The sequence below is a fragment of the Loktanella sp. D2R18 genome (genome assembly GCF_003318235.1).
In the GTDB taxonomy this organism is placed as follows: Bacteria; Pseudomonadota; Alphaproteobacteria; order Rhodobacterales; family Rhodobacteraceae; genus Yoonia.
In genome coordinates this window covers 221,329-233,475 of sequence record NZ_QOCG01000006.1, presented here as the reverse complement: position 1 = coordinate 233,475, position 12,147 = coordinate 221,329, and the positions used below count along the sequence as shown (strand labels likewise).

At 55.5% G+C, this 12,147-nt stretch carries 11 protein-coding genes; 5 read left to right on the top strand and 6 right to left on the bottom strand.

All coding sequences use genetic code 11. From position 1 onward, the window contains the following. Nucleotides 1-23 precede the first annotated feature (23 nt). The 5 genes from betA to betI are packed head-to-tail and all read right to left on the bottom strand — an operon-like array spanning nucleotide 24 to nucleotide 5,490. Nucleotides 24-1,682, bottom strand: a complete 1,659-nt coding sequence (betA, locus tag DS901_RS03890) for a choline dehydrogenase (protein WP_113775611.1) — start codon at nucleotides 1,680-1,682, stop codon at nucleotides 24-26. Further along, nucleotides 1,672-1,917 carry a DUF6552 family protein gene (locus DS901_RS03885; protein WP_113775610.1) on the bottom strand — a complete coding sequence of 82 codons (246 nt, stop codon included), beginning with the start codon at nucleotides 1,915-1,917 and terminating at the stop codon, nucleotides 1,672-1,674. Before DS901_RS03885 ends, betA begins: the two co-directional genes overlap by 11 nt. Next, nucleotides 1,917-3,368 (bottom strand): betaine-aldehyde dehydrogenase, encoded by a 1,452-nt coding sequence (betB, locus tag DS901_RS03880; protein WP_113775609.1) that lies wholly within the window; start codon nucleotides 3,366-3,368, stop codon nucleotides 1,917-1,919. Before betB ends, DS901_RS03885 begins: the two co-directional genes overlap by 1 nt. Nucleotides 3,369-3,403: 35 nt before the next feature. Next, nucleotides 3,404-4,912, bottom strand: coding sequence for a choline-sulfatase (gene betC, locus DS901_RS03875; RefSeq protein ID WP_113775608.1), 1,509 nt, complete (start codon nucleotides 4,910-4,912; stop codon nucleotides 3,404-3,406). Further along, nucleotides 4,912-5,490 carry a choline-binding transcriptional repressor BetI gene (gene betI / locus DS901_RS03870; protein ID WP_113775607.1) on the bottom strand — a complete coding sequence of 193 codons (579 nt, stop codon included), beginning with the start codon at nucleotides 5,488-5,490 and terminating at the stop codon, nucleotides 4,912-4,914. The genes betC and betI overlap by 1 nt, the downstream gene beginning before the upstream one ends. A gap of 92 nt (nucleotides 5,491-5,582) precedes the next feature. On the opposite strand from betI, the gene choX reads away from it, so the two are divergent. From choX to choV, 3 genes are all read left to right on the top strand, one after another. Beyond that, complete coding sequence (gene choX / locus DS901_RS03865; protein ID WP_113775606.1) at nucleotides 5,583-6,506, top strand: choline ABC transporter substrate-binding protein; 924 nt, start codon at nucleotides 5,583-5,585, stop codon at nucleotides 6,504-6,506. A 75-nt stretch (nucleotides 6,507-6,581) separates the two neighbouring features. Continuing rightward, complete coding sequence (gene choW, locus DS901_RS03860; RefSeq protein WP_113775605.1) at nucleotides 6,582-7,418, top strand: choline ABC transporter permease subunit; 837 nt, start codon at nucleotides 6,582-6,584, stop codon at nucleotides 7,416-7,418. Further along, nucleotides 7,415-8,428, top strand: a complete 1,014-nt coding sequence (choV, locus tag DS901_RS03855) for a choline ABC transporter ATP-binding protein (protein ID WP_113775604.1) — start codon at nucleotides 7,415-7,417, stop codon at nucleotides 8,426-8,428. The genes choW and choV overlap by 4 nt, the downstream gene beginning before the upstream one ends. Before the next feature lies 1 nt (nucleotide 8,429). Here choV and DS901_RS03850 read toward each other — a convergent pair whose 3' ends face one another. Next, entirely contained in the window at nucleotides 8,430-9,332 is a 903-nt protein-coding gene (locus DS901_RS03850; protein WP_113775603.1) for a DMT family transporter, read from the bottom strand. Between the two features lie 107 nt (nucleotides 9,333-9,439). Here DS901_RS03850 and DS901_RS03845 point away from each other — a divergent pair, with 107 nt between their 5' ends. Together DS901_RS03845 and DS901_RS03840 are read left to right on the top strand one after the other, a co-directional pair. Continuing rightward, complete coding sequence (locus DS901_RS03845) at nucleotides 9,440-10,255, top strand: TIGR00282 family metallophosphoesterase (protein ID WP_113775801.1); 816 nt, start codon at nucleotides 9,440-9,442, stop codon at nucleotides 10,253-10,255. A 48-nt stretch (nucleotides 10,256-10,303) separates the two neighbouring features. Then, the gene (locus tag DS901_RS03840; RefSeq protein WP_113775602.1) at nucleotides 10,304-12,085 is read left to right on the top strand and encodes an SLC13 family permease; all 1,782 of its coding nucleotides are present in this window, start codon (nucleotides 10,304-10,306) and stop codon (nucleotides 12,083-12,085) included. Nucleotides 12,086-12,147: the final 62 nt, after the last annotated feature.

Here is a 12,147-nt window from a genome sequence, read left to right as displayed (position 1 = left end):
TCAACAAATGGATTTTCTTGTTCCTACCGCTGCGCAGTTTCCCAATTTGGATTGATCCACGGCTCAACGTTTTCAGCAGGCAGTGGATGACGTTGCAGCACAAAATCCGCGATTTTTTCGCCGACCATGATCGACGGCCCGTTCAAGTTACCATTGGTAATCCGTGGGAAAATCGAACTATCGGCAACGCGCAAACCTTCAACCCCGATTACCCGCGCCTGTGGATCAACCACGGCCATCGGATCATCGGCCGCGCCCATTTTACAGGTGCCGCAGGGGTGATAGGCGCTTTCGGCGTGGTCGCGAATGAAATCATCCAAGGCCTCATCTGATTGCGCGGCCTCGCCCGGCTGAATTTCATGGCCACGATATTCGTCAAACGCCGCTTGCCCGAAAATTTCGCGGGTCAAACGGATGCATTTACGGAAATCCTCCCAATCTGTGGGGTCGGACATATAGTTGAACGCAATCTTTGGGTTCTCATTGGGATCATTTGATCGCAACGTGACCTGCCCGCGCGACACAGACCGCATCGGGCCAACATGCGCTTGGAACCCGTGCCCTTCGGGCGCGACTTTACCATCATAACTGACCGCAATGGGCAAGAAGTGGAACTGAATATCGGGATATTTCACCCCTTTGTCAGAGCGAATAAACCCAGCGCTTTCGAACTGGTTGGATGATCCTAAACCGGTTTTCCAAAGCAACCATTCGAGCCCAATTTTCGCCTTGCCGCGCAGATTCCAATAGGAAAACAGCGTGACAGGTTTTGTCGCAGCTTGTTGGATATAAAGCTCAAGGTGGTCTTGCAGATTTTGCCCGACCCCCGGACGGTCCGCGACGACATCAATCCCGTGTTCTGCCAAGTGATCTGCCGGGCCAACCCCCGAAAGCATCAACAGCTTTGGCGAATTAAGCGAAGACGCAGCCACAATCACTTCGACGTTTGCCTTGATGATTTCGACCTTGTTGCCGCGGCTGATCTCTACGCCAACAGCACGCCCATTTTCGATCACAATGCGCCGCGCAAAGGCACGGGTGATGTTGCAATTGGCGCGTTTCAGCGCCGGACGCAGATATGCGTTGGCCGCTGACCAGCGATACCCTTTGTAGATCGTCGCATCAAACGGGCCAAAGCCTTCTTGTTGCTGACCGTTGTAGTCACCAGTGACCGGATACCCGGCTTCTTCGCCTGCTTTGACAAAGGCGCGGGTCAATGGGTTTTTGCGCGGGCCGCGCGTGATGTGCAGCGGGCCGTCTTTGCCACGCCAATCGGCGTCGCCGCCGTGGCCACCTTCGTGCCAATGTTCCATCCGTTTGAAATAGGGAAGCACATCTGCATAGGACCAGCCCTGTGCGCCGCTTTCGGCCCAGTAATCGTAATCACAGGCATGACCGCGCACATAAATCATCCCATTGATCGAAGAAGACCCCCCGATCACCTTGCCGCGCGGGGTTACCAGCGAACGCCCTCCAAGATGCGGTTCTGGTTCGGTCTTGAGCCCCCAATCATACATTTTCATGTTCATAGGATAAGACAGTGCCGCAGGCATCTGAATGAACGGCCCCCGGTCTGACCCACCGTGTTCGATGATCAGCACTTGCTTGCCAGCTTCGGCCAGACGGTAGGCCATTGCACACCCTGCTGAGCCCGCCCCGATAATTACGTAATCAGCTTGCATTGAGATACCCAATCGTAAGTGAGATAAAAGCACCCACATGCACAACCATGATCGCACGGTCTTTCCACATAAAGCCGACGGCGAACCACAAGAAAATTCCGACGAGAAATGCATAGACGTTCCACGGCGTATAATTCAGACCCGTGAGCCCGTAACCAATCAGTTGAATAACCGTCGCAACCCACTTGACATAGTCGACGGGTTGCAACGGTTTGTGAGTTGTCGTGGTGGTCATTAAAATGGTGCCTCCACATCGCCCATCGCCACATAGACGCCTTTGATCTGGCTGTAGTGCTCGATAGCAGCTTTGGAGTTTTCACGCCCGACGCCTGACATTTTAGAGCCGCCAAAAGGCGCTTCGACCGGGGCAAGGTTATAGGTATTGATATAGCAGGTGCCCGCCTCAAACCCTGCGGCCATCCGGTGCGCACACGTCAAATCAGCGGTAAAGACGCCCGCAGCAAGCCCAAAATCAGTGGCATTTGCACGTGTCAGCGCCTCTTCTTCTGTTTCAAAATCAAGCACCGACATGACCGGGCCAAAGATTTCATCACGCGCGATCGTCATGTCATCTGTGACATCCGCAAATACGGTGGCTTCTAGAAAGAACCCGTCGCCCGCGACGCGTTTGCCACCAGTGACAAGTGTCGCGCCTTCTTCAATGCCTTTGGCAATGAAACCTTCGACGATTTCGCGTTGGCGTTCAGACACCATTGGCCCGTAGTTCACATCTGGGACTTGCGGGTCGCCCATTTTGATCCCGGCGAGCCGTTCTGTCAGGCGCTTAAGAAAGGCGTCTTTGATACCTTTTTGGACAAACACGCGCGTGCCGTTTGAACAGACCTGACCCGACGAATAGAAGTTGCCCAAAATCGCGCCAGATACGGCGTTTTCAAGATCAGCATCATCAAAGACAACCATCGGGGATTTGCCGCCCAATTCCATTGTCACATGGCGCAGACCTTCAGCGGCGGCGGCATAGACCTTTTGTCCTGTCGGCACTGACCCGGTGAGTGAGACCTTATCGACCCGCGTATCTGTGATCAGCGACGCGCCGACAGCGCCGTAGCCTTGGATCACATTGTAGACACCGGCGGGTGCGCCTGCTTCGACCAAAATTTCTGCGACTTTCAACGCGCAAAGCGGCGTTACTTCGGATGGTTTGAACACCATTGCGTTGCCGCACGCCAATGCGGGGGCCGCTTTCCAGCAAGCGATTTGGGTCGGATAGTTCCATGCGCCGATCCCAACACAGACACCCAAAGGTTCGCGGCGCGTGTACACAAAATCATCACCCAACTGGATGTGTTCGCCGGTGATGCTGGCGGCCAAACCGCCGAAATATTCAAGCGCATCGGCACCAGATGTGGCGTCGGCCACAGATGTTTCTTGATAAGGTTTGCCCGTGTCAAAGGTTTCCAAGATCGACAGATCATGGTTGCGGTCACGCATGATGTCAGCGGCCTTGCGCAGCACGCGGCCACGGTCGGTGGCGGTCCAGCTGGCCCATTCTTTTTGCGCGCGCTCTGCCGATGCAAGCGCACGGTCTACAATTGCGGGCGTGGCCGCGTGCAGGGTCGCAATGACCTTACCGGTATAGGGGTAGATTACCTCAATCACCTCTCCGGCGGTATCTTCGACATATTGGCCATCGATAAAATGGCTAGCGGTGGGTTGTTGGGTCATGATGCGCCTCCGGCGAGAGCAATTGAGGGAAAAAGTTATTCGCCACGCGGAAAGCGTTGGCCGTCTTCAAGAACGTTCAGATCCATGTGATTGCGCATGTAGCGTTCAGACGCTTTTTGCAGCGGTTGATAATCCCATGGATAGTAGTTTCCGTTGCGCAGGGCCTCGTAGACGACCCAGCGGCAGGCTTGGGAATGGCGCACATCGGCGTCGAATTTTTCCAAATCCCAGCGCGCTTCGGATTTGGCACGTAGTTGGGTGATGGTCCCTTGGTGGGCAGGGACATCCGCCAGATTGGTCAACTCGTGTGGGTCGGCATCCATGTCAAACAGTTGCTCCGCATCAAGCACGCAACGGTTATATTTCCATTTACCGTATCGCAGCGACACCAGCGGCGCATAGGACCCTTCGGCGGCGTATTCCATTGCCACAGGCGTATCGCGGGCGCCGCCCTGCCCCAGATGCACAAGGCTTTCGCCAGATGTCCAAGGCATGACTTCGGACATATCCACGCCTGCAATGTCACACAGCGTTGGCGTCACGTCGATACTGCTAACGGGTGCTTTGACCAGCCCCGGTTCCATATCTGGGCTAGTGATCATCAGCGGCACGCGGGCCGAGCCGTCAAAGAACGACATCTTAAACCACATGCCGCGTTCGCCCAGCATATCGCCGTGGTCCGACACAAACATGACCGTCGCCTCTTGGCGGCTGTCTTTGAGCGTTTGCAGAATTTCACCGATCTTATCATCGAGGTAGCTGATATTCGCGAAATACGCCTGACGCGTCCGACGGATATGATCGGGCGTAATATCGAAATTTTTCGCATCCATCGCGTCATACAGACGCTTCGAGTGTGGATCGAGGTCCTCATACGCAATCTGATCCACGGTCGGATCAAGGTGCGCGCAATCATTGTACAGATCCCAATATTTCTTGCGGGCGACGTAAGGGTCATGCGGATGCGTAAAGCTAACAGTCAGACACCAAGGACGTGGATCATGGCCACGTGACAGGTCATAGATTTTGCGGGTCGCATTATACGCAACCTCGTCATCATATTCCATCTGATTGGAAATCTCGGCCACACCAGCGCCAGTCACCGAGCCCATATTGTGATACCACCAATCAATCCGTTCACCAGGTTTGCGATAATCAGGGGTCCAGCCGAAATCGGCGGGATAAATATCCGTAGTGAGCCGTTCTTCGAACCCGTGCAACTGGTCGGGACCCACGAAATGCATCTTCCCCGACAGGCAAGTTTGATACCCTGCCCGGCGCAGGTGATGCGCATAGGTCGGAATGCTGGATGCGAATTCAGCGGCATTGTCATAGACGCCATTGCGGCTTGGCAATTGGCCTGACATGAATGCTGCCCGCGCAGGCGCGCACAAGGGCGAGGCCGTATAGCAGTTTTGAAAACGGGTTGAGCGTGCGGCAAGCGCCTTGAGGTTTGGTGCATGTAGCCAATCAGCAGGACCATCAGGGAATAATGTACCGTTCAACTGGTCGACCATGATGATCAGGATATTAGGGTGATCCATTAAAGCGCTCCCAATTCATCATGCAGTAGCACCAAAACATGTGTGGTGGCATCACGCCCTGCATCGTCGCCTCGGTCAAGCCCTCGGCGGAGATAAAGCCCATCAATCAGCCCCGCGATTCGTTCCGCCACACCCGCGGCACGTTCAGCGACCAAAGGACGTAAGTTATAAATCAGATTGCTGCGCAAACGGCTTTGATAAACATTTAATAGACGGCGCGCATCTGGGCTGGACTGCGCCAGAACATAAAAATTCAACCAAGCGGCGACCACCTCGCGGCGGAAATTTGAATTGGTAAAGCCTGCGCGAATAATCGCTTCAAGTCGGGACTGCGGGCTATCTGCCATCGCAAGGGCACCGCGCACCTCTGCCCCATAAACCGTAAGCGTATGGCGCATTGCAGCCAAGAAAATCTGATCCTTGCCGCCAAAGTAGTGATGCGCCAGCGCCGATGACATGCCCGCCCGCTTTGCGATCTTACTGACCGTGATATCCAACGTCCCCGATGCCCCGATTTCATCAATCGTTGCTTTCACTAGGGCCGCGCGGCGGATAGGTTCCATCCCAAGCTTTGGCATCAAAATCTCACTGTAAGGTTGCCAAAGCAGATTAGATCGTTCTTTATTGACTCGTCAATCAAGAAAAAACGCCACCAACACGGAGAATACTTATGAAACTCAGATCTACTCTTTCTGCTCTCGCGCTGTGCGCAGCCACACCTGCATTGGCTGATTGCGAGCTCGTCACGTTCTCAGACGTGGGCTGGACCGACATCACGGCAACCACTGCGGCAACCAGCGTAGTGCTTGATGCGCTTGGCTATGAGACAGACATCAAAGTCCTCTCCGTGCCGGTGACCTACATCTCGCTTGCCGAGGGTGACGTTGACGTGTTCTTGGGCAACTGGATGCCAACAATGGAAGCCGATATCGCCCCCTACCGCGAAGCAGGCACCGTTGATATCGTGCGCACCAACCTTGAAGGCGCAAAATACACATTGGCTGTGAACAAAGCGGCAATGGAACTGGGCATCAATGACTTTGCGGATATCGCGGCCCACGCAGACGCGCTTGATGGCGAAATCTACGGGATTGAGCCAGGCAATGATGGCAACCGCCTGATCCAAGACATGATCGACAGTGATGCGTTTGGCCTGTCCGGTTTCGAAGTCGTCGAAAGCTCTGAGCAAGGCATGCTGGCGCAAGTTGACCGCAACTCATCACGCGATGAGCCGATTGTCTTCTTGGGCTGGGAACCGCACCCAATGAACGCCAACTTTGAAATGGGTTATCTGTCAGGTGGCGATGATTATTTCGGACCTAACTTTGGCGGCGCGGTTGTCGATACCAACACCCGTGCAGGCTATGTGGCGGAATGTCCAAACGTCGGCAAACTGTTGATGAACCTTGAATTTTCCTTGGCGATGGAAAATGAAATCATGGCAGCGATCCTTGACGATGGCGAAGATGCAGACGTCGCGGCGACAGCTTGGCTTGCCAATAACGCAGATGCGTATACCGCATGGCTTGATGGCGTGACGACCAAAGATGGTGGCGACGCCGTTGCGGCTGTTACAGCAGCGCTTGCTGAATAATCAAAGCCACGAAGAAGACATACCGCCCGGTTTCATCGCCGGGCGGTATGCCGTTGCGCAAGGAGCCTATGAACAATGCTAGACTGGCTAACTGAAACCAAAATCCCCGTCGGGAAAACTGCGAAAGCAGCGTTTGAGTGGTTGCGCGATAATGCGCAGTGGCTTTTCGACGGCGTCGAGAACGGGGCAAACGTCTTGATTGACAGTGTCTTGGCCGTGTTTCAATATCCGCACCCGTTGATTGTGATCGCTGTTTTTGTCGCGATTACATGGGGATTGCAGCGCAATTGGAAAACCTGCGCCCTTGTCGCGCTCGGATTCCTATTTGTTGTGAACCAAGGCTATTGGGAAGAAACCACAGAAAGCCTCACCCTGATCTTTTTTGCTTGCGTCAGCTGTATGGCCATTGGCGTGCCAATCGGCATTGCCGCAGCACATCGCCCGAAATTGTACCGCGCGATCAGCCCAGTGCTGGATTTGATGCAAACCCTGCCCACCTTCGTCTATTTGATCCCAATGATCGTACTCTTTGGGATCGGCATGGTGCCGGGCCTTGTGGCTACCGTTATTTTTGTACTGCCTGCACCGATTCGGCTGACACATTTGGGGGTCTCATCCACCCCACAAGCGTTGCTAGAGGCGGCTGAGAGCTTCGGCGCCACGCCGCGTCAGACCCTTTTCAAAGTCGAATTGCCCTATGCATTGCCGCAGATCATGACCGGGCTGAACCAGACGATCATGCTGTCGCTATCGATGGTCGTGATTGCAGGCCTCGTCGGTGCAGACGGGCTGGGTGTGCCAGTTGTGCGCGCGCTTCAGCAGGTCAATGCGGCCAAAGGGTTTGAAAGCGGATTGGTGATCGTGGTTGTCGCGATCATTCTGGACCGTATGTTGCGGGTGAAAACACAATGAGCGCTGTAGAATTTGACAATGTATCCATCGTTTTTGGTGACAAACCGGAGACCGCCCTGCCCCTAATGGACGCGGGCCAAGACCGGGCCGAGGTGCGCGCAGCCTCTGACCAGATCCTTGGCGTGCACAATTGTTCGCTCAATGTCGAAGAAGGCGAGATTCTGGTTCTCATGGGGCTGTCGGGTTCTGGGAAATCGACGCTATTGCGGGCGGTGAACGGGCTGAACCCGGTGGCGCGCGGTGATGTGCGCATCAAAACCTCTGAAGGTATGACATCTGTCACAAATGCCGACAAAAGCACCCTGCGTGCCTTGCGTCTGCGCGATGTGGCGATGGTATTTCAACAATTTGGCCTGCTGCCGTGGCGCACCGTGCGCGACAATGTTGGGCTGGGTTTGGAGCTAGCCGGACAAGATAAAGCGACACGTAATCAACGCGTCACTGAAGAACTTGCGCTGGTTGGCCTTGATGACCGAGCTGATGCGCTGGTCGGCGAACTATCGGGCGGGATGCAGCAGCGCGTGGGGCTTGCCCGTGCCTTTGCGACCGATGCGCCGATCTTGCTGATGGACGAGCCGTTTTCGGCGCTTGATCCGCTGATCCGTACGAAGTTACAGGATGAATTGCTTGATCTGCAACGTGATCGCAACCGCACGATTGTCTTTGTGAGCCATGATCTGGATGAGGCGTTCAAGATCGGTAACCGCATTGCAATTATGGAGGGCGGGCGCATTGTCCAATGCGGCACTCCGCGCGATATTTTCACCAATCCGGTTAATGAGTATGTTGCAGAGTTTGTCGCACATATGAACCCGCTTGGGGTGTTAACGGCCCGTGACGTAATGGTGGATGGGGTCTGCGATGGGCCGCAGGTTGATATCGAAACCCCCGTCAGCGAGATCATCGCGCGGATCGATGCAAGCGCGCTTCAGGTCATGCAAGATGGCACGCCTGTTGGACAGATCACGCAGGCCTCTCTATTGGCAAGACTGGCACCGCGGGCGGCTTAAGCTAAACTTTGGTAGCGTTTGGCGCTGGCGTCACCTGACGTCGGGCCACGGCCTCGCGCCATGTGATAAAGCTGACTGAGGCCATAATCACAGCGCCACCAAAGACGACCCAGCTATCCACGGCTTCGCCAAAGACGACGGCCCCCAAAATCACAGCCCAAACGAGCTGCAAGAAGGTGACAGGCTGGGTCACTGTCAGCGGAGCGGCTGCAAAGGCGAGCGTCATCGCGTAATGCCCAGCCGTCGCAAAACAAGCGACCAAAAACAACCACCCAAGCTGCGCCAACGTCGGTGTTACCCACACAGCCAAGGCCGCAGGCGCAAGCCCAATTGTCACTGTGATAGATAACATGCCCACCACCACGGCAGCAGAGACTTCACCCGAAAGCTGTTTCGCGATGAGATAGCCAATTGCAAAAAAGACCGCAGTGCCAAGCATCGCAATATGCCCCGGCTCGACTTCCCTAATCCCCGGACGCAAGATGATCAGCGCACCAATCAAGGCCATGACCACCGCCGCCAAACGGCGCGGCGGCAAACGTTCCCCCAAGAACAATGCAGCCCCGATTGAGACATAGACTGGCGACAGGTAATTCATCGCGGTCACTTCGGCGATGGGAATGCGTGCCATCGCAAAGAACCAAAGGATCACTGCACATGTATGCACAACGCCACGCAGCGCAAAGAGCTTAAGCTGGCGGCGGCTGAGATGAGCATCCAAAATCGGTTTGATCATTGGGACCAAAAACACGAAGCCCAACAGATAACGCAAAAAGGCGGCTTGGGCTGCAGGCAAATCGCTACCCACATGTTTGACCACGGCCGTGACGCAGACAAACATCACCCCGGTAAAGATCATCCAGCCAACCCCGATCAACGGGCGTGATTGCGTTGGTTTTTCCATTGCATCTGCGTCGCAGTTTGGCGAAGCAATGGCAATAAGGGACCGCAATGATTTTTTAGCAAAAAATCATCTGGTGGACCCGTCGCGATCCGCATAACAACGTGTGCATGAAAATACTTTTCCTTGGCGACGTGATGGGCCGCGCGGGCCGTGCCGCAATTACCAAAGACCTGCCGCGCTTGCGGGCAGAATGGAATCTCGATTTCGTGATCGTGAACGGCGAAAACGCAACCGCTGGCATGGGGCTTTCGGGTGATCATGCAAAGATCATCCTTGATGCCGGGGCCGATGTTGTCACGCTGGGTGACCATGCGTTTGACCAAAAAGACATGCTGACGTTCATCGCAAACGAGCCGCGCATCATCCGGCCGCTAAATTTCTCCAAATCGGCGCCCGGAGTTGGTGCACGTGTGTTCAACGCACCGGGTGGACGTAAGATTTTGGTCGCGCAGGTCTTGGGACAAGTCTTTATGAAGCGCCCTTTTGACGATCCATTCTCGGCGCTTGATGGCGTGCTCAAACAATTTCCGATGGGCGGTCAGGTCAACGCGAGCCTCGTTGATATCCACTGCGAAGCCACCTCTGAAAAAATGGCCACCGGGCACTTTTGTGATGGCCGCGCAAGCATTGTGGTCGGCACCCATACCCATGTCCCTACGGGTGATGCGATGATCTTGCCGGGTGGCACTGCCTATCTGTCTGACGCGGGCATGTGCGGCGATTACAATTCGGTGATTGGCATGGATAAAGCCGAACCGATGCGCCGCTTTATCACGGGTATGCCTAAGGCCCGGTTTACCCCAGCGGCGGGCGATGCGACCCTTTCAGGGCTTTACGTCGAAACGGATGATCGTACGGGCAAGGCAACCCGCGTAGAGATGGTGCGTCAGGGCGGGCGGCTCGCACAATCTGGACCTGCATGAATGCGCAAACACTTGCGCCGCGCGCGTCAACCCGCAAGACTGTAGCGTATGGGTAATTTTATTCTTCTCAGCCAAGGGCAATCGGCCGTCTTAACCATGGTCGTCGTCGCGGGCATGTTTATCATGTTCCTGCGCGAGGCCTATCCGACCGAAGTTGTCGCGATGATTGGCGTCTCAATCTTGTTGGTTTCAGGGGTGCTTCCCTATGATAGCGCGGTAGCGGTTTTGGCCAACCCCGCCCCTTGGACCATCGCGGCGATGTTTATTATCGTGGGCGCACTTGTGCGAACCGGGGCGCTGAATGCGATGACCCAAGTGGCAGAACGCCAAGCCAAGATCAGCCCTGCCCGCGCCATTGGCGGTAGCTTGATCTTCGTGGCCTTCGCCAGTGCGATCATGAACAACACGCCGCTCGTGGTCGTTATGATCCCGGTTTTCGTGCAACTCGCGCGCACCTTGGGCACATCGGCGTCAAAGCTGCTGATCCCGCTGTCTTATGCCGCGATTGTCGGTGGTACGATGACCCTGCTGGGCACCTCAACCAACCTTTTGGTTGATGGGGTCGCGCGTTCGTCAGGGATGAAGCCTTTTGGGATCATTGAAATTCTGCCCGTCGGCCTTGTGGTTGTCGCGTGGACATTCGCCTATCTTTATTTTGCAGGTCCCCGGCTTTTGCCGGATCGCACCAGCATGGCAACGATGTTGTCAGACCGATCTAAAATGCGGTTCTTTTCAGAGGCTGTGATCCCCCCAGACAGTAACCTGATCGGACGCGATGTGACCGGGGTTCAGCTATTTAAGCGCGAGGGCGTGCGCCTGATTGACGTGGTGCGCGGTGATACATCCCTGCGCCGCAACCTCAAAGACGTAACGCTAAAGGTCGGCGACCGCGTTGTGTTGCGCACCGCGATGGCAGAGCTGTTGTCGCTGCAAGCCACCAAAGACCTGCGCCGCGTCGATCAGCTTTCTGCGGTGGAAACCACCACGGTCGAGGTTCTGATTACCCCGAACTGTAAAATGGTCGGGCGTAGGTTAGGCACATTGCGGCTGCGGCGGCGGTACGCGGTCTATACGTTGGCGGTGCACCGGCGTGACACCAATCTAGGCCAGCAGCTTGAAGATATGATCGTGCGCGTTGGGGATACTTTGCTTTTGGAAGGGGCACCCGAAGACATCCAGCGCCTTGCCGAAGATATGAACCTTGGCGATGTGTCTAAGCCGTCACAGCGTGCCTATCGCCGCGGCCATGCACCGATTGCGATTGGGGTTTTGTTGGCCGTTGTCGCGCTTGCCGCTATGGGTGTCGCGCCGATCCTTATGCTGGCGATGATCGGTGTCACGCTTGTGCTTGCCACTGGCTGCATAGATGCGGACGAGGCCTTTTCGACCATTGACGGGCGGTTGCTTGCATTGATTTTCGCAATGCTTGGGGTTGGGTCCGCGCTTCAAAGCTCTGGCGCGGTGGCGATGATCGCGGATACGCTTTCGCCGGTGATGCTGGTGCTGCCGCCATTCTTTGTCGTACTGACGGTTTACCTGCTGTCGTCCACATTGACCGAGCTTGTATCCAATAACGCCGTAGCGGTCGTGATGACGCCGATTGCAATTGGGCTAGCCGGGGCATTAGGCGTTGATCCTCGGCCCTTGGTTGTCGCCGTGATGGTCGCAGCAAGTGCAAGCTTTGCCACGCCTATCGGTTATCAAACCAATACACTTGTCTACGGGCCAGGGGGATATAAATTCGCAGACTTCCTCAAATTCGGCATCCCACTGAACCTGTCGCTGGCGCCGATTGTTTCCTTTGTAATACCCCATATCTGGCCACTCTAGCCAAGGGTTGCAGGGCCCCGCCCCAATGCCGTATAGAGACCCAAATTCAGATCGATAAAGAC

Coding starts and splice junctions, on each gene's coding strand:
- choX (WP_113775606.1), top strand. CDS start 5,583: ATGAAACTCAGATCTACTCTTTCTGCTCTCGCGCTGTGCGCAGCCACA.
- betI (WP_113775607.1), bottom strand. CDS start 5,490: ATGCCAAAGCTTGGGATGGAACCTATCCGCCGCGCGGCCCTAGTGAAA.
- betC (WP_113775608.1), bottom strand. CDS start 4,912: ATGGATCACCCTAATATCCTGATCATCATGGTCGACCAGTTGAACGGT.
- betB (WP_113775609.1), bottom strand. CDS start 3,368: ATGACCCAACAACCCACCGCTAGCCATTTTATCGATGGCCAATATGTC.
- DS901_RS03850 (WP_113775603.1), bottom strand. CDS start 9,332: ATGGAAAAACCAACGCAATCACGCCCGTTGATCGGGGTTGGCTGGATG.
- betA (WP_113775611.1), bottom strand. CDS start 1,682: ATGCAAGCTGATTACGTAATTATCGGGGCGGGCTCAGCAGGGTGTGCA.
- choV (WP_113775604.1), top strand. CDS start 7,415: ATGAGCGCTGTAGAATTTGACAATGTATCCATCGTTTTTGGTGACAAA.
- DS901_RS03840 (WP_113775602.1), top strand. CDS start 10,304: ATGGGTAATTTTATTCTTCTCAGCCAAGGGCAATCGGCCGTCTTAACC.
- DS901_RS03885 (WP_113775610.1), bottom strand. CDS start 1,917: ATGACCACCACGACAACTCACAAACCGTTGCAACCCGTCGACTATGTC.
- DS901_RS03845 (WP_113775801.1), top strand. CDS start 9,440: ATGAAAATACTTTTCCTTGGCGACGTGATGGGCCGCGCGGGCCGTGCC.
- choW (WP_113775605.1), top strand. CDS start 6,582: ATGCTAGACTGGCTAACTGAAACCAAAATCCCCGTCGGGAAAACTGCG.